This is a genomic window from Kribbella aluminosa (assembly GCF_017876295.1).
GTDB lineage: Bacteria > Actinomycetota > Actinomycetes > Propionibacteriales > Kribbellaceae > Kribbella > Kribbella aluminosa.
The window spans coordinates 1964105-1986478 of record NZ_JAGINT010000002.1 but is presented as its reverse complement, the minus strand read 5'-3'; the positions used below and the strand labels follow the sequence as shown (position 1 = coordinate 1986478).

21 protein-coding genes are annotated in these 22374 nt (G+C 70.1%); 5 read left to right on the top strand and 16 right to left on the bottom strand.

The features are described from left to right. Positions 1–4: 4 nt before the first annotated feature. Positions 5–832 carry a M55 family metallopeptidase gene (locus JOF29_RS30800; RefSeq protein WP_209697903.1) on the bottom strand — a complete coding sequence of 276 codons (828 nt, stop codon included), beginning with the start codon at positions 830–832 and terminating at the stop codon, positions 5–7. A 23-nt stretch (positions 833–855) separates the two neighbouring features. On the opposite strand from JOF29_RS30800, the gene JOF29_RS30795 reads away from it, so the two are divergent. Further along, positions 856–1701 (top strand): helix-turn-helix transcriptional regulator, encoded by an 846-nt coding sequence (locus tag JOF29_RS30795; RefSeq protein ID WP_209697902.1) that lies wholly within the window; start codon positions 856–858, stop codon positions 1699–1701. Here the strand turns inward: JOF29_RS30795 and JOF29_RS30790 are convergent. The 8 genes from JOF29_RS30790 to JOF29_RS30755 form a co-directional block, all read right to left on the bottom strand. Continuing rightward, the gene (locus tag JOF29_RS30790; protein ID WP_209697901.1) at positions 1670–1915 is read right to left on the bottom strand and encodes an SCO4848 family membrane protein; all 246 of its coding nucleotides are present in this window, start codon (positions 1913–1915) and stop codon (positions 1670–1672) included. The genes JOF29_RS30795 and JOF29_RS30790 overlap by 32 nt on opposite strands. Then, on the bottom strand, positions 1916–4678 hold the full coding sequence (locus tag JOF29_RS30785; protein ID WP_209697900.1) for an AAA family ATPase: 2763 nt from the start codon (positions 4676–4678) through the stop codon (positions 1916–1918). A 123-nt stretch (positions 4679–4801) separates the two neighbouring features. Continuing rightward, positions 4802–6337: an amino acid permease gene (locus JOF29_RS30780; RefSeq protein ID WP_307863772.1), complete on the bottom strand. Its 1536-nt coding sequence runs from the start codon at positions 6335–6337 to the stop codon at positions 4802–4804. An 88-nt stretch (positions 6338–6425) separates the two neighbouring features. Further along, positions 6426–7145: a FadR/GntR family transcriptional regulator gene (locus JOF29_RS30775; protein ID WP_209697899.1), complete on the bottom strand. Its 720-nt coding sequence runs from the start codon at positions 7143–7145 to the stop codon at positions 6426–6428. A 9-nt stretch (positions 7146–7154) separates the two neighbouring features. Beyond that, a complete protein-coding gene (locus tag JOF29_RS30770) occupies positions 7155–7943 on the bottom strand; it encodes a 3-oxoacyl-ACP reductase (RefSeq protein ID WP_245359633.1) in 789 nt (262 codons plus the stop codon). Further along, positions 7944–9290, bottom strand: coding sequence for an aldehyde dehydrogenase family protein (locus JOF29_RS30765; RefSeq protein WP_209697898.1), 1347 nt, complete (start codon positions 9288–9290; stop codon positions 7944–7946). Then, complete coding sequence (locus JOF29_RS30760) at positions 9280–9993, bottom strand: gamma-glutamyl-gamma-aminobutyrate hydrolase family protein (RefSeq protein ID WP_209697897.1); 714 nt, start codon at positions 9991–9993, stop codon at positions 9280–9282. Before JOF29_RS30760 ends, JOF29_RS30765 begins: the two co-directional genes overlap by 11 nt. Then, positions 9974–11326 carry a glutamine synthetase family protein gene (locus JOF29_RS30755; RefSeq protein ID WP_307863771.1) on the bottom strand — a complete coding sequence of 451 codons (1353 nt, stop codon included), beginning with the start codon at positions 11324–11326 and terminating at the stop codon, positions 9974–9976. Before JOF29_RS30755 ends, JOF29_RS30760 begins: the two co-directional genes overlap by 20 nt. 197 nt (positions 11327–11523) lie before the next feature. On the opposite strand from JOF29_RS30755, the gene JOF29_RS30750 reads away from it, so the two are divergent. Beyond that, positions 11524–12666, top strand: coding sequence for a D-alanyl-D-alanine carboxypeptidase family protein (locus JOF29_RS30750; protein WP_209697896.1), 1143 nt, complete (start codon positions 11524–11526; stop codon positions 12664–12666). Positions 12667–12681: 15 nt separating this feature from the next. Here JOF29_RS30750 and JOF29_RS30745 read toward each other — a convergent pair whose 3' ends face one another. The 6 genes from JOF29_RS30745 to JOF29_RS30720 all read right to left on the bottom strand — a co-directional run bounded on the left by JOF29_RS30745 (position 12682) and on the right by JOF29_RS30720 (position 18057). Beyond that, on the bottom strand, positions 12682–13749 hold the full coding sequence (locus tag JOF29_RS30745) for a YihY/virulence factor BrkB family protein (RefSeq protein WP_209697895.1): 1068 nt from the start codon (positions 13747–13749) through the stop codon (positions 12682–12684). A gap of 28 nt (positions 13750–13777) precedes the next feature. Then, positions 13778–14290: a 2'-5' RNA ligase family protein gene (locus JOF29_RS30740; protein ID WP_209697894.1), complete on the bottom strand. Its 513-nt coding sequence runs from the start codon at positions 14288–14290 to the stop codon at positions 13778–13780. Continuing rightward, a complete protein-coding gene (trpS, locus tag JOF29_RS30735) occupies positions 14287–15339 on the bottom strand; it encodes a tryptophan--tRNA ligase (RefSeq protein WP_209697893.1) in 1053 nt (350 codons plus the stop codon). The genes JOF29_RS30740 and trpS overlap by 4 nt, the downstream gene beginning before the upstream one ends. Positions 15340–15415: 76 nt before the next feature. Further along, on the bottom strand, positions 15416–15844 hold the full coding sequence (locus tag JOF29_RS30730; protein WP_209697892.1) for a hypothetical protein: 429 nt from the start codon (positions 15842–15844) through the stop codon (positions 15416–15418). Positions 15845–15879: 35 nt separating this feature from the next. After that, entirely contained in the window at positions 15880–17223 is a 1344-nt protein-coding gene (ngcE, locus tag JOF29_RS30725) for an N-acetylglucosamine/diacetylchitobiose ABC transporter substrate-binding protein (protein ID WP_209697891.1), read from the bottom strand. 42 nt (positions 17224–17265) lie between these two features. Continuing rightward, positions 17266–18057 carry a sugar isomerase domain-containing protein gene (locus JOF29_RS30720; RefSeq protein ID WP_209697890.1) on the bottom strand — a complete coding sequence of 264 codons (792 nt, stop codon included), beginning with the start codon at positions 18055–18057 and terminating at the stop codon, positions 17266–17268. Between the two features lie 169 nt (positions 18058–18226). On the opposite strand from JOF29_RS30720, the gene JOF29_RS30715 reads away from it, so the two are divergent. After that, positions 18227–19201, top strand: coding sequence for an N-acetylglucosamine kinase (locus JOF29_RS30715; RefSeq protein ID WP_209697889.1), 975 nt, complete (start codon positions 18227–18229; stop codon positions 19199–19201). A gap of 21 nt (positions 19202–19222) precedes the next feature. On the opposite strand, the gene JOF29_RS30710 is transcribed toward JOF29_RS30715, so the two are convergent. Continuing rightward, a complete protein-coding gene (locus JOF29_RS30710; protein ID WP_209697888.1) occupies positions 19223–19606 on the bottom strand; it encodes a YciI family protein in 384 nt (127 codons plus the stop codon). Positions 19607–19703: 97 nt separating this feature from the next. On the opposite strand from JOF29_RS30710, the gene JOF29_RS30705 reads away from it, so the two are divergent. Next, a complete protein-coding gene (locus JOF29_RS30705) occupies positions 19704–20609 on the top strand; it encodes an alpha/beta fold hydrolase (protein WP_209697887.1) in 906 nt (301 codons plus the stop codon). Positions 20610–21539: 930 nt separating this feature from the next. Next, positions 21540–22157, top strand: a complete 618-nt coding sequence (locus tag JOF29_RS30700; protein WP_209697886.1) for an ArsR/SmtB family transcription factor — start codon at positions 21540–21542, stop codon at positions 22155–22157. Positions 22158–22374 lie beyond the last annotated feature (217 nt).

The window sequence follows — 22374 nt, the reverse complement described above, 5'->3', positions numbered from 1 at the left end:
AGGTTCAGCAGTACGGCGGGTTCGACGTGACCGCCGTACAAACCCGGAGGAACAAGTTGAACAGGCGGTAGAGCTGGAGCATGTCCGCCTCCACCACGACCGTCCGATCGTCGCGTCGGGTAACGCCGGGGATGGCGGTGACGTGGGAGACGACTGAGGCGGACTGCCAGCGGACAGCGAGGGTTCGGGGGCCGGGCTGGGGGTCGGAGGTGCGGAGGCTGCGCAGGGCGTCGGCTGTTGTTGTCTCGATCGCCGCGCGGGCCTCGGTGACGGGGACGAGTTGGGCGGCGAAGCGGTCCTTGGCGAACTTGACGGGGACCGTCGCGACGGCGGCGTCCCACGCCTTCATCTCGTCGCAGGCGGTGTCGTCGCCGGTCAGCAGGGCTACCGGTACGCCGTGAGCCGCGGCGGCCGCGTGCAGCAGGCCGATCTCGCCGGTGAGCTGGTCGTCCAGCCAGATGTCCTCGATCTCGTGGCCCATGAAGCTGTGGCTGAGGACGCCGAGGACACCGGCGCGGGCGTGGAAGCCGATACAGACGACGGCGTCGTACTCGGGAGTCAGGCCCTCCATCATGCCCATCGGCTTCGGGCGGCCCTTGATCAGCAGGGCGCGCGGGTCGAGGAGGTCCGGCAGCAGGTTGCGCATCGGGCCGTGCGCGTCGTTGACCAGTACTTCGGTGGCGCCGGCGGCGTACGCACCGCGGACGGCGGCGTTCACGTCCTCGGTCATCAGCACCCGGGCCCGCTCGTAGTCCCGCCCGGGCGGCTGCACGTCCTCCGCGTCGACGACCCCGGTGACGCCTTCCATGTCCGCACTCACATAGACCTTCACGGGTAGCAGGTTATGTTCTAACCATGAGCGGCGGCGCCGAGGTGCGGGCGTGGCGGCCCGGGGTGGCCGGGGTCGTCGAGGTGCTGCATGCGCATTTCCCGTCGCACGTGTATCCGAGTCATACGCACGACGCGTGGACGGTGCTGATCGTCGACGAGGGTGCCGTGCGGTACGACCTGGATCGGCACGAGCACGGGCTGGCGCAGGCCCAGGTGTCGTTGTTGCCGCCGCATGTCCCGCACGACGGGCGGTCTGCCAGGCCTGGGGGCTTCCGCAAGCGGGTGCTCTATTTGGCACCCGATCGGCTTGGGGAGGGCCTGATCGGGGCGGCGGTCGATCAGCCGGAGTACGTCGACCCGTTGCTGCGGCACCGGATTCACCAGTTGCATCGGGTGTTCCTGGACGGCCAGGAGGAGCTGGAGGCCCAGAGCCGGTTGGTGTTCATCGAGGAGCGGCTCCGGCAGCACCTCATGCGGCAGGTCGGGGAGCCGGGTGAGCGCCACGGCGTTGGCACGGGCCGGCTGCGGGACCCCGGCGTGGGCGGTCGACTGCGGGACGCCGGTGTGGCGGGTCAGCTGCGGGACCTGCTGGATGCGCAGGTCGCCGAGGGGATCACGTTGGAGGAGGCGGCGAAGGTCGTCCATGCGCATCCGGTGCATCTGGTGCGGGCGTTCGGTCGGCAGTACGGGATGCCGCCGCACCGGTACCTGACCGGGCGGCGGGTCGATCTCGCCCGGCGGTACCTGCTGGACGGGTACCCGGCGGCCGAGGTGGCGACCCTGGCCGGGTTCTACGACCAGTCGCACTTCACCCGGCACTTCAAGAAGGTGCTCGGCGTCACACCGAAGAGCTTTGCGACTCCCTCTTAGTTGCCTTGGACGCCCCCTTGTACGCACGGACACCCCAGGTGCCGAGCAGCGCCGCGATCAGGAAGTTCACGATGATCAGGATCGTGTGCGCCACGTAGTACCCGGTCGGCCGGCCCTCGGTGTCGGCGAGCGCCTTGATGAAACGCGCGTACGTGATGACATTCCAGGCGGCGATACCGAGCAGGACAACCGCGTGCTTGCGTTCGAGTTTCACCTAGCCATTGTGACCAGGCCGGTCCACAGTCCTCAGCAGCTGGGTCCGGTTCGCCACCCCGAAGCGCCGGTAGAGACGGGTCAGCTGGGACTCCACGGCCTTCACCGACAGGTACAGCGCGGCGGCGATCTCGCGGTTCGTGGAGCCGTCCCGGACCATCGAGACGATCTGCTGCTCGTTGTCGGTCAGCTCCGACGGCTGCCGGCTCCGGCTCGGTACGTCGAGCCGCGCCAGCTCGGTCTCCGCGACCTCCCGCCAGGCGGGTGCGCCGTACGCCTCGAACTGCTCGATCGCGTCCAGGAACGCGGTCCGGGCGACCGAACGGCGGCGGGCCTGGCGCGCGATCCGGCCGCGGGTCAGCTCACCGCGCGCCAGGTCGAGCCGGTAGACCCGGTCCCCCGCCGTACCGATCGACTTCTCCAGCAGTTCCAGCGCCGCGGCCGGGTCGCCCTGCTTGGCGACCAGCAGCGCCTCGGCGCGGTCCAGGCCGAGCTTCACCACGACGCGGTCGAGGTTCTCGGCGCGGGTGCGGATCTCGGCGATCAGCGCAGCCGCGTCGTCGAGCCGCCCGGCCCCGACCAGCGCCTCGGCGTAGTCGGCGTGCCACGGGATGATCGCCGGGTCGAACGGCATCGCGGTGTCGCCGGAGTCCGCGATCGCGTCGAACGCCTCGACGGCCCGCTGCGGGTCGCCGGCCAGGACGCCGGTCAGCCCGATCGCGGCCAGCGCCGGGCCGGTCCACTCGTCGTTCCCGACCAGCCGGACGCTCTCGAGCGCGGCCTCCGCGAGCTGCCGTGCCATCGCCGCCGTACCGCCGGCCCACTCGGCGCGGCTCGCGATCACCAGGCCGACCTCGGACTCGTCGCCGATGTCTTGCATCAGCTGATGGCACTCGTGCCCGGCGGCCAGCGCGTCGGCGCCGTGGCCGCTGCGCTCGTAGATCGCCGTCGCGGAGATCAGTACGGACGCCAGCCAGCGCATCGCGCCGTGGTCGCGGACCTCGTCGGCGAGCGCGTTGATCGCGGTGATCGCCTCGGTGGTCCGGCCGCGGAACAGCTCCTGCATCGCGGCCATCTGGCGGGCGTTCACGGTGGTCCGGGTGAGCGGCAGCCCCTTCGCGAGCTCGGCGGCCTGCTGCAGCAGCGCGTCCGCGGACTCGCCCGCGTCGCGGACGACCAGCACGGAGCTGGCCGCGCTCAACGCGTCGACGACGGCCTCGGTGTCACCAGCCTCCCGCGCCAGCTGCTCGGCGATCCGCGCGTCCTCCTGGGCGGCGTCGAGGCTGCGGTCGAAGTAGTGGCTGTTGGCCCGCTCGATCCGGACCCGCGCCTCGAGCCTCTTGTTGCCGACGGCGGCCGCGAACGCCTCCGCCAGGAGCTCCACCCGACGGTCCCGGTCCGGCCAGACCGCGTCGGCGCAGAGCAGCAGCGCCGGCACCTTGGTCTCCGGTCTGGTCGCGACCTGCGCGGCGAGCTGCGCCATGTCGGCCGACTCGGCCGGGTGACCGGCGGCGACCGCGTCGTCGGCGGCCCGGGTCAGCCTGCGGGCGCGTTCGTCGGGCTCGCTGACCGGCGTACGTTCCGCGCTCAGCCGCCACAGGTTGGCGGCGGCGCCGGGCGCGCCCCGGCCGGCGGCGACCGTGGCGGCCTCCTCGATCGCGGCGGCCAGGTGCACGTCGGCTTCCTGGGTGGCGAGCGCGCGATGGGTGGCGTTCTCGACAGGCTCGTCGACCACGGCGGCGAGCTTGGCGTGTGCCCGGCGGCGGTCCGCCGACGTCGCCTCGGCGTACACGAACTCGCGCAGCAGCGGATGCGTGAAGCGGAGCCGTTCCGCGGAGATGTCGATCAGGCCGAGCGTCTCGGCGGCGGCCAGGTCGGCGTCGATCGGGCGCTCCAGCGACCGGGCGAGCTGGGTCGTGGTCGGGCGCGGCGACGACGCGGCGTGCAGGAGCAGCTCGTGCGTACCGGCGGACATGTCGGCGAGCCGCTCGCTGAGCAGGGTCTTCAGGCGGTTCGAGACCGGGAGCGGATCGTTGGGCGAGACGCTCTTCGGGTGCCGCAGTACGGCGCGACCCAGCTCGAGAGCCATGAACGGGTTGCCCGCGCTCGCGGCGAAGATGCGGCGCGCCGTACGGACCGGGAGTGGGCTGGACAGCCGCTGCCGGAGCAGGCCGAGTACGTCGGGCTCCGTCAGCGGCGGGACCTCGAGCTGCAGGACCGGCTCCGGGCACGCGTCCGCCATCACTGGGAGGTCACCGTCTGCTACCTGTTCGGTGGCGAGCACGTGGACGCCGTCGGACAGCCGGCGAGCACAGAACGTGAGCACTTCGAGGCTGGACGGGTCGACCCACTGGATGTCGTCGACGACGATCAGCACCGGTCCCGTGGTGGCGAGGCGGCGGAGGACGTGCAGTACGGCGAGCCGGACCGCGAGCTCGTCACGGACCGTGTCCGGCGCGCTGGCCTTCAGCAGCGCGACCTCGAGCGGCTGGCGGAGGTGGTCGGGCAGCACCTGCCAGGCGAACTCGAGCTGGCTGGAGAGCAGGTCCAGGAGCGTGACGTACGGCAGGCCGGCCTCGGAGTTGGACGGCGCCGCGCTGAGCAGCCGGGATCCCTTGCGGGCGAAGTCCGCGACCAGAGCCCGGCCGAGGGCAGACTTTCCGATACCGGTCGGGCCGTAGAGCAGCACGCTGCCGCTGGTCTCGAGCTGCTTTGTTGCGCGCTCGACCAGTCCGGCACGTCCGACCAGCTCGTCGTCAGTCATCCAGCTCCCTGAAGGCCGCTCCCTCGTTATGTGGCCTTCGAGGATTATCACAGCCCGCAGGCGAAACGACACGGCACGATGGTGCCGGGGCACGCTTGGGCCCCGGCACGCTGCGTGAGCTGTCTAGATGGATTCGAGGTCGCGTTCGATCGCGGCCAGTTCCGCCTCGGTGCCCTGGACCTTCGGGCCGGTGAACCAGTGGCGGGCGGACAGGAACCAGTACCCCGCCGCGAACCCGAGCACGACCAGTACCGCGATCGGCGTGTAGTTGAAAGTACTACCGGTGACCGGGCTGACCTGCGGCAGCATGAACAGGATCGTGATGAAGACGACCCAGACGATCGCGATGATGCCGATCGGCCGGCTCCAGCGGCCGAGGTTCCACGGGCCGGCCTGGAAGCGGTCACCCTGCAGCAACCGGAGCAACGTGGGCAGGACGTAGGCGATGTACAGGCCAATCACCGCGATCGACGTCACCGCGGCGTACGCCGTCGCGTTCCACAGGTACGGCAGGCCGAGTACGAACGCGCCGCCGGCGGCCAGCCAGATCGCGTTCGTTGGTGTCCGGGTCTTGGCGTTGATCTTGTGCCACAGCGACGACCCGGGCAGTGCGCCGTCCCGGGAGAAGGCGTAGATCATCCGCGAGTTCGCGGTCACCGACGACATCCCGCAGAACAACTGCGCGCCGATCACCACCAGCAGCAGGATCTTCCCGGTGACCGCGCCGGCCGCGTCGATGAAGATCTGCGCGGGCGGTACGCCGGTCGAGCTCTTCAGTGCGCCGTCGTAGCTCTGGATCGCGAACGTCAGCCCGATCAGCAGCACCCACCCGGCGGCCAGCGAGACCAGGATCGACATCACGATCCCGCGCGGCCCGGCGATCGCGGCGTTCTGCGTCTCCTCGGTCATGTGCGCGGACGCGTCGTACCCGGTGAAGGTGTACTGCGCCAGCAGCAGGCCGAGCAGTGCGACGTAGAAGGTCGAGCCCCAGCCGGTGTTGTTCACGAAGTGCCCGAACACGAACGACGCGGACTGGTGCTTGGACGGTACGACGACCAGCACGACGACGATCCCGAGCACGCCGACGATGTGCCACCAGACGCTGATGTCGTTGAGCTTCGCGACCAGCTTCACGCCGAGCGAGTTCAGCAGCGCGTGCACCAGCAGGATGATCCCGAACAGCAAGATGGTGTGCCCTGGGGTGGCGGTGAAGCCGAACTGCAGGTCGAGGAACGCGTTCAGGAAGAACGCCGCGCCGAAGTCGATGCCGGCCGTCACCGCGACCTGGCCGAGGAAGTTGAACCACCCGGTGAACCACGACCAGGCGGCACCGTTCGACGGCGCGAGCTTCGCGGCCCAGTAGTAGAGGCCGCCGGCGGTCGGGAAGCTCGAGCAGACCTCGGCCATCGCGAGACCGACGAACAACGTCATCAGCCCGACGATCGGCCAGCCCCAGACGATCAGCGCCGGGCCGCCGGTGTTCATCCCGAACCCGTACAGGGTCAGGCAGCCGGACAGGATCGAGATGATCGTGAAGGACACCGCGAAGTTCGAGAACCCGGACATCGTCCGGGACAGTTCCTGGGCGTAGCCCAACTGGTGCAGGCGTTTCTCGTCGTCGGTCATCGGGGCGGCGGATTCGGCACGGTCGTTGCTCACTGCTGGCCTCCTGGACAGTGGCGCCTCAATGGTCTCCCCCCAGACCTTTAATTCATTGAGGCAGCCCGGTGACCCGCGTGTCAAGGAGTCAGTCGAGAAAGCCGTGCAGCAGTACGGCGGTACCCTGCAGGTGCTCCTGCATCGCGCGGCGGGCGGCTTCGGAGTCCGCGGCCAGGATCGCGTCGACGATCGCTGCATGCTGTTCGTTGGAGTGCTCGATGTTGCGTTCCAGCAGCGGGATCGCGTCCAGGAGCCCGTTCAGACGCATGCGGACGTCGGCCATCGCGGACGTCAGCGACGGCGAACCGGTGACCTCGGCGATCGCCAGGTGCAGGCGGGAATCGAGCCGGCGGTAGTCGGTCAGGCTCGCGGCGGCGGTCTCGGCCAGGCAGCGTTGCAGGTGGTCGCGTTCGGCGTCGCTGAGCGCGCGGGACGCGGCGGCCTCGGCGGCGCCGGTCTCCAGCACGACCCGGAGCGTGAGGGCGTCGTCGAGGCCGGCGGCCAGGTCCCGCGCGAGCCGTTTGGCCGGCGTACGGCGGGGTTTCGGGAGCTGCTCGTTGACGAACGTCCCGCCGTACCGGCCTCTTCTCGACTCGACGTACCCGGCCTCGGTGAGCGCGTGGATCGCCTCCCGGAGCGTGACCCGGCTGACGTTCAGCCGGGCCGCCAGCTCGCGCTCCGGCGGCAACCGGTCGCCGGGCACGACGACGCCGAGCTTGATTGCCTGCAGCAACCGCTCGACCGTCTCCTCGAACGGGTTCCCGGCCCGCACCGGCCGGAACACCGCGTCATCTGCCTGAACGACCATGTGCCCAGACTAGAGCGGGGTCACGTAGGCGCCCGAGATTCCCCCGTCGACGAGGAACGTGTTGGCGGTGATGAACGAGGAGTCGTCGCTGGCCAGGAAGGCCACGGCGGCGGCGATCTCCTCCGGTTCGCCGAAGCGGCCCATCGGGACGTGGACCAGGCGGCGCTGGGCGCGTTCCGGGTCCTTCGCGAACAGCTCGGTCAGCAGCGGCGTGTTGACCGGGCCCGGGCAGAGCGCGTTCACCCGGATCCCCTGCCGCGCGAACTCGACGCCGAGCTCCCGGCTCATCGCCAGTACGCCGCCCTTGGACGCGGAGTACGAGATCTGCGACGTCGCCGCGCCCATGATCGCGACGAACGACGCGGTGTTGATGATCGAGCCCTTGCCCTGGCGCTGCATGTACGGGATCGCGGCCTTGCAGCACAGGTACACCGAGGTCAGGTTGACCTCCTGGACCTTCCGCCACGCCTCCAGGCCGGTGTCCAGGATCGAGGCGTCGTCGGGCGGCGAGATGCCGGCGTTGTTGAACGCGATGTCGACCGCGCCGTACGTGTCGAAGGCCTGCTTGAACAGGTTGTCCACGGCGGCCGGGTCGGTGACGTCGGTCGGCACGAACAGCCCGCCGGCCTCGTCCGCCGCGTTCTTGCCGGCCGCCGGGTCGAGGTCACCGATCACGACGTGCGCGCCCTCGGCGGCCAACCGCCGTACCGTGGCCAGCCCGATGCCGCTCGCGCCGCCGGTCACCACTGCGACACGGCCTTCCAGGCGATGAGCGTTGCCACCCATGTCAACAGTCATTCAGTCCTCCGTGGAGATGAAGATGTTCTTGGTCTCGGTGAACGCGGCCAGCGCGTCCGGGCCGAGCTCCCGGCCGAGGCCGGACTGCTTGTACCCGCCGAACGGTGTCGAGTACCGGACCGACGAGTTCGAGTTGATCGAGAGATTCCCGGCCTCGACCCCGCGACCGACCCGGATCGCCCGTCCGACGTCGCGCGTCCAGATCGACCCGGACAGCCCGTACTCACTGTCGTTGGCGATCCGCACCGCATCCGCCTCGTCCTCGAACGGAATCACGGCGACGACCGGCCCGAAGATCTCCTCGCGCGCGGCTCGCTCCGACGGTGGCGCCAGCACCGTCGGCGGAAACCAGAACCCGGGCCCGGCTGGCGCACTTCCCTGGAATGCCGGGTTCTCGGCATACGAAGCAACCCGCTCCAGCTGAGCCTTCGAGATCAGCGGCCCCATCTCCGTCGCCGGATCGTTGGGGTCACCAACTTTGAAGTTCTTGACCGCCGGTTCCAGCAGCTCCATGAACCTGTCGTACGCCGACCGCTCCACCAGGATCCGGGACCGCGCGCAGCAGTCCTGCCCCGCGTTGTCGAACGCGCCGTACGGCGCCTGCGCTGCTGCCTTCTCCAGATCCGCGTCGGCGAACACGACGTTCGCGGACTTCCCGCCCAGCTCGAGCGTCACCCGCTTCACCTGGTCGGCGCACCCGGCCATGATCTGTTTGCCGACGGTGGTGGATCCGGTGAAGACGATCTTGCGTACCGCGGAATGCGTGACGAAACGGTTTCCGACAACGCTTCCCTTACCGGGGACGATTTCGAGCACGCCCGGGGGCAGTCCGGCCTCGAGTGCGAGCTCACCGAGGCGGATCGCGGTCAGCGGCGTGAGCTCCGCGGGCTTCAGTACGACGGTGTTGCCGGCCGCCAGCGCCGGCGCGAAACCCCAGCCGGCGATCGGCATCGGGAAGTTCCACGGGACGATCACGCCGACCACGCCGAGCGGCTCCTGGAACGTCACGTCGATCCCGCCGGAAACCGGAATCTGCTGTCCGAAAAGGCGTTCCGGGGCGGCCGAGTAGTAGGTGAGCACGTCGCGGACGTTGCCGGCCTCCCAGCGGGCGTTGCCGATCGTATGACCGGCGTTCTCCACCTCGAGCGCGGCCAGGTTCTCCAGGTCTGCGTCGACCGCGTCCGCGAACCGCCGGAGCAGCCGGCCGCGGTCGGCCGGCGCCACGTTCCGCCAGGAATCAAACGCTTTCCGCGCCCGCTCGATCGCCGCGTCCGCGGCCACCTCGTCGGCCAGCTCGACCGTCCGAACCACCTTCTCGGTCGCCGGATCGAGTACGTCATACGTCATTGGTGCTCCTGATCAGTGCGGTGAACAGACGCAGGTCCTCGGGGTTCTCCTCCGGGTGCCACTGCACGCCTAGTGCGAACTTCTTGCCCTCCACCTCGGCGGCCTCTACCGTTCCGTCGTCCGCCCGAGCGGTGACCTTGAGACCGGGCGCGACCACATCGAGCGCCTGGTGGTGGTAGCAGCTGCCGGTCGCATGCTCGCCGAGGATCCGTGCGGTGAGTGTGCCGGGCTCGACCTTCACGTCGACCCGCCCGAAGACCGCCGGCGCGGGCCGGTGCCGGTCGTGCGCAACGACGTCAGGCAGATGCTGCTCCAAGGTCCCCCCGAGCGCCACGTTCAGCATCTGCAGCCCCCGGCACACCGCCAGCAACGGCAATTCACGATCCAGGGCTTCTCGGATCAGGACTGCTTCGTGGTGGTCTCGGTCCGGCCGGGTGTCGACGGTCTCGCGATGCGGTGTCGCGTCGTACGCACCTGGGTCGACATCGCATCCACCCGCGATCACCAGACCGTCCAGCAAACCCAGTACGGACGGATCGGTGCCCACGGGCGGCAGCAGGAGAGGCGTACCACCCGCCGCGGCGACCGCGTCCAGGTAGACGCGCGGTACGAGCGCCGCTTCGCGGTGCCAGATGCCCCAGGTGGCCGGTTCGAGGTACGTCGTGATGCCGATCCGGGGCCGCTCAGAGCCGTTCGAAGCCACGGACGCGCTCCCAGTCGGTGACGGCCGCGTCGTACGCGTCGAGTTCCACGCGGGCGGCGTTCGCATAGTGGTCGACCATCTCGTCGCCGAACGCCGTCCGGGCGAGCTTCGAGCCGGCGAACAGCGCGGAAGCCTCGCGCAGCGTGGTCGGGACGTGGACCTTGTCGGACTCGTACGCGTTGCCTTTGAGCAGCGGCTCCAGTTCCAGTTCCTGCTCGATGCCGTGCAGGCCGGAGGCGATGATCGCGGCGACCGCGAGGTACGGGTTCACGTCGCCGCCGGGGAGGCGGTTCTCGACCCGGAGCGAGTCGCCGTGACCGACCACGCGCAGCGAACACGTGCGGTTGTCGAGACCCCACGCGACCGCGGTCGGCGCGAAGCTGCCCTTCGCGAATCGCTTGTAGGAGTTGATGTTCGGCGCCAGCAGATAGGTGAACTCGGACAGGCAGGCGAGCTGCCCGGCGATGAAGTGCTCCATCAGTTGGGAGAACCCATGATCACGCTCACCGGCGAGCACCGGATCGCCGTCGCCGGCGCGGAAGCTCAGGTGGATGTGGCACGAGTTGCCCTCCCGTTCGTCGTACTTCGCCATGAACGTGAGGCTCTTGCCGTGCTTCGCCGCGATCTCCTTCGCGCCGGTCTTGTAGATCGAGTGGTTGTCGCAGGTGGCCAGCGCCTCGTCAAACCGGAACGCGATCTCGTGCTGGCCGAGGTTGCACTCGCCCTTCGCGGACTCGACGTACATGCCGGCGCCTTCCATCCCGTTGCGGATGTCGCGCAGCAGCGGCTCGATCCGGGACGTGCCGACGAGCGAGTAGTCGACGTTGTACTGGTTCGCGGGGACCAGGTCGCGGTACCGCTTGTTCCAGGCGGTCTCGAAGGTGTCGTCGAAGACGATGAACTCGAGCTCGGTCCCGACGTACGCCTTCAGCCCCTTCTCGGCCAGCCGGTCGAGCTGCCTGCGGAGCACCTGGCGCGGCGACGCGATCACCGGCGTACCGTCCAGCCACTGCACATCGCACAGCACCAGCGCCGTCCCCTCCAGCCACGGCACCAGCCGCAGCGTGTCGAGGTCGGGCGCCATCACCATGTCGCCGTACCCGCGCTCCCAGGAGGACATCGCGTACCCGTCGACCGTGTTCATGTCCACGTCGACAGCCAGCAGGTAGTTACACCCCTCGGTCCCGTGCTTCAGCACCTCCTCCATGAAGTACCGAGCCCCACACCGCTTCCCCTGCAACCGCCCCTGCATATCCGTGATCGCCACCAACACCGTGTCAACCACCCCGGCCTCGACCAGCCGCCGCAACTCCTCGACACCCAACACGACCACTCCCGAACTCTATTGGTCTGTTTCCAGTCCATTGACTCAGGACTAACGACGGCTGTCAATGCGGCGCGGTGGCCATAACCGGTTCGACCCGGGCCAGTCAACCCGGATGAGCAACATGTGGACCGCCTACCGCGCCTGACCCGCGGTACGAGACCCGACTGTGACATCTGGACCGTTCGGCAACTAGAGTGCGGCCGATGCGTTTGCTTCTGACGGCCTGCGCGACCACCGCACTGGTGGCCACCGGACCTCTGACAGCGACCGCCGCCGACCAGGGCCCGCAAGGCCACGACAAAATGGTCGGCGGCGAGTTGCTGACCGCGAAGCCGACGGTGGTCGCCGACGGGGCGGCACCGCCGGCCGTGCAGGCGTCGGCGTACGTGGTGGCCGACCTGGACACCGGTCAGGTGCTGGCGGCCAAGGCCCCGCACGCCAGGCTGCGCCCGGCGAGCACGCTCAAGACGCTGACCGCGCTGGTCCTGCTGCCGCGGCTGAAGAAGACCGATCCGGTGATCGGTACGACGGCCGACGCCGGCATCATCGGCAGCAAGGTCGGGGTGTACCCCGGACTGCACTACACCGTCGACCTGCTCTTCCGTGGCATGTTCCTGGCCTCCGGGAACGACGCCGTACACGCGCTCTGCTCGCACGACGAGGGCGGGATCCCGGCGACCGTCCAGCGGATGAACGCGAAGGCGAACGACCTCGGCGCGCTCGACACGACCGTCACGGACCCGACCGGGCTGGACGCCGACGGGCAGTACTCCAGCGCGTACGACCTGGCGCTGTTCGCGCAGGCGGGCCTGGCCCGGCAGGACTTCGCGATGTACGCGTCCACGAAGTACACGAACTTCCCGAACGCCGGGAACAAGGGCACCTACCAGGTCGCGAACCAGAACAAGCTGCTGTTCGGCTACGACGGCGCGCTGGGCGTGAAGACCGGGTACACGACACTCGCGCGCAACACGTTCGTCGGCGCCGCCCGCCGTGACGGGCACACGCTGGTCGTGACGATGATGAACGCGCCGCACGGCATCACCCAGGACGCGAGCAACCTGCTGACCTGGACGTTCGCGAACTACGGCAAGCTGAAGCCGGTCGGCACGCTGGTCAAGCCGGCCGCCGCGCCGCCACCGAAGACGCAGACCGAAGGCAAGAACCAGGACAAGCCGACCGCTCGCAAGGCCGGCGAGCCACCGGCCCGTACGGCGCTCGGCCCTGGCCAGGCGGTCACGTCCCTCGCCCTCCGGGTCCCGGCCTGGGCGTACGCCGGCCCGCCGGTCCTGCTGCTCGGCCTGTTCCTCCGCCGTCCCCGGGCGCTACGGCGCCGCCGTCACTAACACATCACTGACACATCACTGGCGCCGTACGGCGCGGACCGCACGGACGGCCTGTACGGCGAGCGTCGTGAGCGTGGCTCCCAGTACGGCGCCGGCGGCCACCGCGACCGTGTCGGCCTTCCGCTCCGGGATCGGGACGACCTTGTAGCGCTTGCCAGGCGGGCCGAGCAGCAAGGGCTCGGGCTCCGCGACCGGCTCGGCCTCGACCGCGGGCTCACCGGCGCGCACCGCGCCCGGACCACCGGCGCGGTCGAGGGTTGCTTCCGTGGTCCACGCGGCGATCAGCATGATCACCCGGATCACCAGGTAGATCCACACCAGCAGCGCGAGCGGCAGGGCGAGCGTGCCGTACGCCGCGTTCGTGCCCATCACGTGGTCGACGTACACGTTGCCCAGCCGCTGCGCGAGGTAGAACACGACTCCGCCGGCCAGCGCTCCGATCAGCGCGATCCTCGGCGGCAGCACGATCCGCGGCAACGCCGTCAGCAGGTACCCGAACAGAAGGGCGCCCGCGCCGATGCCGACCACGATGCTGATCAGCTGCAGGCCCCAGCTCGCCAGCCAGGTGCCCTCCAGGTCGCTCGACCGGACGATCCGCTCGGACAGCCCGGTGAGGACCGACGAAGCGCCGGTCGCGATCAGCCCGATCACGCCGAGCCCGAGCAGCGCGCCGAAGTCCGCGGCCTTCTGCTGGATCGCGTTGCCGGGATCGTCGTCGAGGTCGTGCATCAGCCGGATCGAGGCCCGCATCGCGTCGATCCAGCCCAGCCCGGTGAACAGCAGGCCGACACCGGACACCACGCCGATCGTGCCGGCGTGCGAGATCAGCCCGTCGATGTCGATCTTGTTGCCGATCCCCGGCAGGTTCTGCTGCAGCGAGTCCTTCAGCGCCTGGATCGCGTCGTGGCCGAGCAGCGACCCGACGACCGCGGCCGACAGCACGATCAGCGGGAACAGCGACAGGAACCCGAAGAACGTACTCGCCGCCGCCAGCCGCCCGCCGCGCTGCTTCCCGTACCGCTGCCAGGCTCGCCAGAGCTGGGTCCGGCTGAACCGCCGCCAGACCGCCTTCAGCTGCTTCATCCGTCTCCAGTACCCGAGGTGAGGAGGGTCAGCCTGCCAGCGGGAACGACCGCTGCGGGCGCCACACGCCGTCGGCGCCGTGTTCGTAACGGCTGAAGTACTCGACGTCGAAGTCGCAGTCGTACTCCGACAGCGCGTCGTACGCCCGGTCGAGGGCGTCCTCGTCCAGGTCGTGCGCCACCGTGACATGCGGGTGGTACGGGAACTTCAGGCCGACCTGCAACGGCCCGGAGCGCACCTGCGACTGCAGCACCTCACACGACGAGATGCCCTCCGCAAGCGGCACGAACACGACCGGCGAGACCGGCCGGAAGGTCGCCGTACCGCGCAACCGGATCCGGAACCGCGGGAACCGGGCGGCGACCGCGAGCAGGTGCGCGTCGATCGTCTCCAGGTCCCCGGCCGCGATCTCCGTCGGCGGCAGCAGCGTCACGTGGGTCGGGATCGACGCGGCCATCGGATCGCCGAAGTCGGCCCGGTACTTCTGCAGCTCCGTGCCGTACGGCTCCGCGATCGGGATGGCGACGCCAATAGTCGTCATGCCCGGGCCGGGCCGGGGACGAAACCCAGGCGGTCGTAGACCTTGGCCAGGGTCGGCTCGGTGACCGCCCGGGCGCGCTCGGCGCCGGCCGCCAGGATCGCGTCCAGCTGCGCCTTGTCGTCCAGGTAGGTCAGCGTCTTCTCCCGGAACGGCGTGACGAACTCGACCACCACGTCGGCCAGGTCCTTCTTGAAGTCGCCGTACCCGCGGCCGGCGTACTCGTCCTCGAGCTCGCTGATCTTCCGGCCGGTGAGCGCCGAGTAGATGGTCAGCAGGTTCGCGACGCCGGGCTTGTTCTCCTCGTCGAAGACCACGTCCCGGCCGGAGTCGGTGACCGCGGAGCGGATCTTCTTCGCGCTCGCCTTCGGTTCGTCGAGCAGGTCGATGATGCCGGCCGCCGACGAGCTGGACTTGCTCATCTTCGACGACGGGTCCTGCAGGTCGAAGATCTTCGCGGTCTCCTTGACGATGTACGCCTCAGGCACCCGGAAGGTCTTGCCGAACCGGTGGTTGAAGCGCTGCGCCAGGTCGCGGGTCAGCTCCACGTGCTGCCGCTGGTCCTCGCCGACCGGGACCCGGTCGGCCTGGTACACCAGGATGTCCGCGGCCTGCAGGATCGGGTACGTGAACAGGCCGACGGTGGCGCGGTCGGCGCCGCCCTTCGCGGTCTTGTCCTTGAACTGCGTCATCCGGCTGGCCTCGCCCATCCCGGTGATGCAGGACATCACCCAGGCGAGCTGCGCGTGCTCGGGCACCTGCGACTGGACGAACAGGGTGGAGCGCTCCGGGTCGATACCGGCCGCGAGCAGTTGCGCCGCGGACCGGCGGGTGCGCTCGCGGAGGGCCTTCGGGTCGTACTCCACGGTGATCGCGTGCAGGTCGACGACGCAGTAGAACGCCTCGTGGTCGTCCTGCAGGGCCACCCACTGCCGCACCGCACCGAGGTAGTTGCCGAAGTGGAAGGAGTCGGCCGTCGGCTGGATCCCGGAGAGCACGCGGGGGCGGCGCTGGGAACCGGCTGCGGAGGGGTCAGACGCAGCATGAGACATAAGGGTGATTCTGCCAGCGGTGGAAGTTCGCCCCACACCCGGGAGGCGTATCAGTCCCATCTCGGGACACTAGGTTTCACCAGCTCCAGCCGCGGGCGGCCAGGGCCTGCTCTTCTTCCCAGCGTTTCGCCTCGGAGCGCTTGGTGTCGGGCGGGTCGGGGCAGCCGGCCAGCCGGCAGGCCTCGTCGAGCAGGTCGTCGTACGCCGCCTCGAGAGCCATCAGGCGGTGGGCGCGCGCGTAGATGTGCGGCGTGGACTCGATACTGCGGATCTTCGTGGAGACCGTGCCGAGGCGGGTCTGCAGCCGGAGCGTGTCGAACGGGTCCGGCTCCGGGGGCGTCGCCGGGCGCAGCCGCCCAATCAGCCGCCCAATCAGCCGCTCAGGTAGCCAGGCAGCCCCGCGCTGCAGACCGCGACGCCAGCGCGCCGGCGGCGGGTTCGGCAGCAACACTCCGAGCAGGACGCAGAGCACCAGGAACACACCCAACGACACCAGCCATGCCATCGCTCTCACTCCCACTACAGAGCGTACGGCGAGAATCAGTCCCGGCGGTACTTCGTGATCGCGTCGTCCTGCTTGACCTTGTCCGCGGCTGCCTGGATGCGAGCGGTCCACTCGGACTGCTGCAGCCCGCCGGCCATGAACTGTCCGGTGGCCTCGGCCGCGGCGGTGGCGAACCCCGGGTACCAGGTGTCGAAGTACCACCTGATCACCTGGTCGCCGGCCGCGGACACCAGGTCGCGGGCGGAGCTGAGCGCGGTGGTCAGCTCCAGCCCGTCGGCCGAACCGCGGACGATCGTGAGCTGCTTGGACTCGGAGCTGACCTGCTTCGCGACGTCCGCGGACAGCAGCGCCCGCAGGTACTCGAGCCCGCCGGCCTTGTGCTTCGCCTTCTCCGGAACGAGGAACGGCGCGGTCGCCGCGACGTGCAGCCCACTCGCGAGCGCGGGCGACGAGTCCAGCGGCGGTACGGCGAACATCGTCAGCGCGAACCCGTCCGGGATCAGGCCCTTCATCTCGTTCTCGAGCCAGTTCCCGCACGGCAGCATCCCGGCCTTCGACGCGAGGAAGCGCTTCTGCGACCCGATGTGGTCGTACTGCGCGGCGCCGGTCGCGAGCAGGCCGCGCTTGGTGAGTTCGCCGACCGCGTTGACCGCCCGGGTGACGTTCGCGTCCTTCCAGGCGCCGTCCTCGAGGTTGTCGATCCGCTTGGTCACGTCCGGGCCGCCGGTCTTCGCCGCCAGCGTGAGCACCAGCTCGAGCAGGTAGTACGGGTGGGTGCCCGCGTAGATGAACGGCCCGAGCCCGGCCGCCTTCATGTCGGCGCCCAGCGCCAGCAGGTCCGGCCAGGTCTGCGGTACCTGCCAGCCGTTGCGCTGGAACAGGCTCGCCGAGTACCAGATCCCGTACACGGTCGAGATGTAGTCGAGGGTCCGCTGCGTCCCGTCGAACCGGCCGGCGTCCAGCATGTCGGGCAGCAGCTGGTCCTTGACCTTGGCCGCCGGGTTGTCCCACGACGGCGCGTCCAGCAGCTGCTGCAGGTCGGCGAGCTGGCCGTCCTTGACCAGGCGGCCGAGCTCCAGCTTCTGGTCGCCGGTGGACAGCACGGCGTCCGGCGGCGTTCCGGTGGCGAACCGCGGCATCAGCTCGTCCAGCAGCTGCGTCGACAGCTTCGGCGTGATCGTCGCCCCGGCGTACTTCTTCCGGTACGCCGCCGCCGCGAACCCGCCGTACTCCTCGGTGATGACGACGTCGACCGGAGCGCTCCCGTCCACGGTGAACGGGTTCTCCGGCGACACCGCCGGGGCGCCCGGGGCCTTGGAGCACCCGCTCAGGAGCGCACCGGCCAGCGCCCCCTGCAGTAACGTCCGCCGTCTCAGCACTCCGGCAGGCTAGTGCCTCAGGGTGGCTACAGCCTTCAGGCTTCAGGCGGTACGGCGGATCCGGCCGGCGTACCGCGCCTCGAGAGCGTGGTTGTGCTCGTCGCCGCCCGGGATGTTCGCGGACAGGTACACCGGCGGCGTCTCGCCGGCGTCGGTCATCCGGCGCAGTACCTCGGCGACCAGCAGCTGGGCGATCAGCGCGGCGGTGATCGACGACACCGCGCAGACCTTGCCGGCGTCGCCGGGCAGGTCCAGGACGGAGTCGCCGTACGGCGCGTGGTTGTCGAGCACCACGTCGGCGAAGTCGATCAGCTTCTTGCCGGACGGGTGCCGGGACTCCATCCCGCCGGTGTGCTGCAGCGAGGTGATCGCGATCAGCGGGTGTCCGTGCTCCTTGGCGACACTGGCCAGCTCGACGATCGAGCCGTTGACGCCCGAGTTCGACGCGATGATGAACATGTCACCCTCGCGGGCCGCGGACAGCTCGTACAGCTTCCGCGAGTACGCCGGGTCGCGCTCGAGCTCGGCGCTGCGCAGCAGCTCCGGCGGCTCGCCGCCGAGCAGCACCAGGTCGCGCAACGCGATCCGGTTGGTGGCGATCAGCCCGCCGGCGCGGCCGGCGATCTCCATCGCGAGCGCCTCGGAGTGCCCGGAGCCGAACGCCTGGATCACGCCGTTCGCCCGCAGCGCGGCGGTCATCAGGTCGGCGCCGGCCTGGATCGGACCGTCGATCTGGGTGCTGACCGCGGCCAGGATCGGCGTCAGGGTGTGCACATAAGCCTGCGCACTCACGCCCTGGACACCGTCGGTCTCCCCCGTGCTACTGCTGGCCATCAGCGGCCCACCCCTCGAAATCGGCTCACAGCGACACACGCAGTGCCGACAAATGCGCAAGTTTGCGGTTTGCTGGACAGAACTTTTCTCAACTCGCAGCTAAAGTCAAGGCTCATCCGTGTGATCTCCCCAATCGGGACTGTTGCGTAAGCAGTTTGGAGCATTGCGTATGTCGGACGAACTGGTCCTGGGCGGGGACCTCGGCGGTACCTCCACGCGGATCGTGATCGCGGACTCCGAGGGCAACGTAGTCGGTCGCGGTGCGGCCGCGGGCGGCAATCCGACCAGCCATCCCGCAAGTGCGGCGGCCAACTTCGGGCAGGCCCTGCACGCCGCACTCACCGGGCTCGATGCGGCCGCGGTCAAGTCCGCGGTCGTCGGGATGGCCGGCGGCGTCGCGCTGCAGCGGCCGGAGGTGGCGGCCCAGTTCGAGGCTGCGTGGACCGGCGCCGGGCTCAGGTCGGCGCCCCAGTACATCGGCGACCTCGAGGTCGCTTTCGCCTCGGGTACGCCGGAACCCGACGGGACGGTGCTGATCGCGGGCACCGGGAGCAATGTCGGGCTGGTGCGCAACCACCAGCTGCAGCGGACCGCGGGCGGGCACGGCTGGCTGCTCGGGGACGACGGGTCCGGCTTCTGGCTCGGCCGGGAGGCGGTACGCAGCGTCCTGGAGTCGCTGGATCTCCGGGAGCCGCTGGGGTTGCTCGGACAGTCCGTCGTACAGGCGATCCTGCCCGGCCGGGACGAGCATGCTGCCGCACAACGTGAAGGATACGACGCGCTGCGTGACCAGCTGGTGATGACCGTGAACAGTCGGCCACCGGTCATGCTCGCAGAGTTGGCACCGACGGTCATCACGGCGTACGCCCAGCACGACAAAACTGCACAGATGCTGGTGAAACGCGCAGCCGAACTGCTCACGGAAACGGCCGCGCGGCTGAAGACGGCGTCGGACATCGGCCCGATGGTGCTGGCCGGCAGCGTCGCCGGCGAATCCTCACCGGTCGGTCAACTGATCCGGGAATACTTCGCCGGCGACGTCCGCACCGCCCGCGACGGCGTCGGCGGCGCCACCTGGCTGGCCCTCGGCGCCCTCGACACCGCCCTGGCCACCCCGCAAACCCACGCCCGCCTGGTCGACTGACCCGCCGCTACTACCAGGTGGTCAGTCGAAGACCGAGACGGGGCGGACCTCGACGGCATAGAACTCGGCTTCGGGGATGGTGGCGGCGATCTCCTCGGCGCGGTCCTGGCCGGCGACGTCGATCAGGAAGACGCCGGCGAGTTGTTCCTTGGCCTCGGAGTACGGACCGTCGGTGGTGGCGCGGACGCCTTCGCGGACGCGGACCACGCGGGTCTTCGACGGCGGGTCGAGCGGTACAGCGTTGATCAGCTCGCCGCTGGCGTGCAGCTCGTCGAGGAGCTTGTCGAGCTGGGCGGCCAGCGCGTCACGGGCCTTCTTCGGAAGCGCCTTGCCTTCCTCGGTGTGCAGGAACGACGGGTGGCCCCAGGTGATCGGGTTGCTGTGGATCATCAGCAGGTACTTCATGTCCGGGTGTCCTTTCGGAACAGGTGACTGGATCTTCGCAGCAGAGGTCGGAAGCGCCCGCCGGTCCTCGACATTTCGCCCTCTTAGGCTGGGCCTCATGGACGAGATCGACTTCCGGCTCGCGGACGGCCGGGTTCTGCACGGGTACGACAGCGCGCCAGGAGCCACCGACCGGCTCGCGGTGGTCTGGCACCACGGGACGCCGAACCTCGGTACGCCGCCCGCCCCGCTGGCCGCGGCGAGCGAGCGGCTCGGGATCCGCTGGATCTCGTTCGACCGGCCCGGGTACGGCGGATCCACGGCCGCACCGGGCCGTACCGTCGCCGACGTCGCGACCGACCTGACCGCCGTCCTCGACACCCTCGGCATCGGCTCGTTCGCCCAACTCGGATACTCCGGCGGCGGCACCTACGCCCTCGGCGCCACCGCCCTCCTCGGCAACCGCACCACCGCCGTCGCCACCCTGGCCGCCATCGCGCCGTACCCCACCACCACTGCCCACTCGACCCACTCCCCCGGCACAGCCCACTCCGCCGACACGTCCGCCTCCACCGCTGCCGCCGGCCTCGACTGGTACGGCGGGATGATCGCGTCCGGGGTCGCCTCGCTCCGGGCCGCCGCGGCCGGACGCGATGCCCGGATGCGGAACGAGGAGATCGAGTACGACCCGGAGTTCACCGAGACCGACCTCGCGATGTTCGGCGGCGCGTGGGGCTGGCTCGGCTCGGTCGCCGGCGACAAGGCGATGCCGAACGGCCCCGACGGCGCCGTCGACGACGACTGCTCCTACGTCCTCCCGTGGGGCTGCGACCCGGCCGCCATCACCGCCCCCACCCTGCTCCTGCACGGCACCGCCGACCGCATCATCCCCTGCTCACACGCCCGATGGCTGGCCGCCACCATCCCGACCGCCACCCTCGCCACCCACGAAAACCTCAGCCACATCACCATCCTGAACCAGGCCGACCAAGCCCTCCACTGGCTCCACACCCACTCCACCTGACCACCTCGGACCGCCCCACGCCGGAACCCAAACCCCGACCCGACCCGCAGCCCCCACCCCGACCCGGCCCGACCGACCCGGCCTGACCTGAGCCGACCCGATCTGCCCCGGCCCGGCCCGGCCCGGCCCGATCTGACCCAGCCCGATCTGCCCGGGCCCGACCCGCCAGACCCGGCCCGCCAGACTCGGCCCGACTTGACCCGGCCTGACCGACCCGACCCGATCTGACCCAGCCCGATCTGACCCAGCCCGATCTGACCCAGCCCGATCTGCCTGGGCCCGACCCGCCAGACCCAGCCCGACCCGGCCCGGCCCGGCCCGCCAGACTCGGCCCGACTTGACCCGGCCTGACCGACCCGGGCTGACCTGAGCCGACCTGACCCGCCCGGCCTGACCTGACCGGCCCACCCCCGACCCGGCCCGCCTGTCCGGGCCCGCCCCGGTGCCATTTCAGGGGTTCACCCCGCGGGTTGTCCCTTCACCAGCTGCATGCCAGGAGTGAAGGGACAACGTCAGTGGTTAACCCCCGAAACGCTGGAGCGCTGGGCACGAGCTGGGCTTGGGCGGGGCTGGGCACGAGCTGGGCTTGGGCGGGGGCCGGGCTTGGGCGGGGCTGGGCACGAGCTGGGCTTGGGCGAGGGCTGGGCTTGGGCGGGGGCTGGGCTTGGGCGGGGGCCGGGCTTGGGCGGGGGCCGGGCTTGGGCGGGGGCCGGGCTTGGGCGGGGGCTGGGCTTGGGCGGGGGCCGGGCTTGGGCGAGGGCTCGGCTTGGGCGAGGGCTCGGCTTGGGCGAGGGCTGGGCTTGGGCGGGGGCCGGGCTTGGGCGGGGGGCTGGGCTTGGGCGGGGGCTGGGCTTGGGTTGGGCTGGAGCGGGGCGAGGGTATTCCAAGCGATGGCTTGACATTGGGTTTGGGGTGGCCCATATTCCAAGCATGTCTTTGGAGAAGGATCCGCGGCGGGCGCGGCTGCTGGACGATCCGCTGGCGATCAGGGCGATGGCGCATCCGGTGCGGCTGGATCTGCAGTCGTTGCTCGGGCGGGACGGGCCGATGACCGCGGCGGACGCGGCGCGGCGGCTGGGGATCAGTCAGGCGCTGGCGTCGCACCACCTGCGGCAGCTCGCGAAGTACGACTTCGTCGAGCCGGCGCCGGGGAAGGACAACCGGGAGCGGCCGTGGCGGGTGGTGTCGACGTCGCAGTCCTGGCAGGACGCGCTCAAGAGACCGGAGGTCGCCGCGGCCGCCGAGGTACTCGAGCAGCTGATGGCCGAACGCGCGCTCGACGCGCTCGCGAAGTGGCAGCAGCACCGCCCGGACGCGGACCCGGTCTGGCGGGACAACTCCGGTATCGGGCAGACCGGGCTGTACCTGACCGGCGAGGAGCTCGCTGAGATCGTTGGGCAGGTCAACGACCTGCTGCAGCGCTGGGTCGACGAGCGGCCGATCGACGACAAGTCCACCCGCCCGCCGGGCAGTCGGCACGTTTCGTTCACCCAGATCGTCACGATCACCCCGGAGGAGCAGGTCCTCCCTGGTGATCCAGCGCCGTAGCGAGGAGGCGCTCGGTGCGGTAGGTCGGTGCGGCAGGTCGGTGCGGTCGGTCAGTCGGTGCGGCAGGTCGGTCGGTCGGTGCGGCAGGTCGGTCGGTCGGTGCGGCAGGTCGGTGCAGTCGGTCGGTGCGGTCGGTCGGTGCGGTCGGTCGGTGCGGTCGGTCGGTGCGATCGGGTCGGTGCGATCGGGTCGGTGCGGCAGGTCGGTGCGGTCGGGT

Excerpts from the sequence above, each read along its gene's own strand:
- JOF29_RS30795 (WP_209697902.1), top strand. The coding sequence starts at position 856 with ATGAGCGGCGGCGCCGAGGTGCGGGCGTGGCGGCCCGGGGTGGCCGGG.
- JOF29_RS30770 (WP_245359633.1), bottom strand. The coding sequence starts at position 7,943 with ATGACTGTTGACATGGGTGGCAACGCTCATCGCCTGGAAGGCCGTGTC.
- trpS (WP_209697893.1), bottom strand. The coding sequence starts at position 15,339 with ATGTCTCATGCTGCGTCTGACCCCTCCGCAGCCGGTTCCCAGCGCCGC.
- JOF29_RS30705 (WP_209697887.1), top strand. The coding sequence starts at position 19,704 with ATGGACGAGATCGACTTCCGGCTCGCGGACGGCCGGGTTCTGCACGGG.
- JOF29_RS30715 (WP_209697889.1), top strand. The coding sequence starts at position 18,227 with ATGTCGGACGAACTGGTCCTGGGCGGGGACCTCGGCGGTACCTCCACG.
- JOF29_RS30740 (WP_209697894.1), bottom strand. The coding sequence starts at position 14,290 with ATGACGACTATTGGCGTCGCCATCCCGATCGCGGAGCCGTACGGCACG.
- JOF29_RS30775 (WP_209697899.1), bottom strand. The coding sequence starts at position 7,145 with ATGGTCGTTCAGGCAGATGACGCGGTGTTCCGGCCGGTGCGGGCCGGG.
- JOF29_RS30745 (WP_209697895.1), bottom strand. The coding sequence starts at position 13,749 with ATGAAGCAGCTGAAGGCGGTCTGGCGGCGGTTCAGCCGGACCCAGCTC.
- JOF29_RS30700 (WP_209697886.1), top strand. The coding sequence starts at position 21,540 with ATGTCTTTGGAGAAGGATCCGCGGCGGGCGCGGCTGCTGGACGATCCG.
- JOF29_RS30720 (WP_209697890.1), bottom strand. The coding sequence starts at position 18,057 with ATGGCCAGCAGTAGCACGGGGGAGACCGACGGTGTCCAGGGCGTGAGT.
- JOF29_RS30785 (WP_209697900.1), bottom strand. The coding sequence starts at position 4,678 with ATGACTGACGACGAGCTGGTCGGACGTGCCGGACTGGTCGAGCGCGCA.
- JOF29_RS30730 (WP_209697892.1), bottom strand. The coding sequence starts at position 15,844 with ATGGCATGGCTGGTGTCGTTGGGTGTGTTCCTGGTGCTCTGCGTCCTG.
- JOF29_RS30765 (WP_209697898.1), bottom strand. The coding sequence starts at position 9,290 with ATGACGTATGACGTACTCGATCCGGCGACCGAGAAGGTGGTTCGGACG.
- JOF29_RS30750 (WP_209697896.1), top strand. The coding sequence starts at position 11,524 with ATGCGTTTGCTTCTGACGGCCTGCGCGACCACCGCACTGGTGGCCACC.
- JOF29_RS30710 (WP_209697888.1), bottom strand. The coding sequence starts at position 19,606 with ATGAAGTACCTGCTGATGATCCACAGCAACCCGATCACCTGGGGCCAC.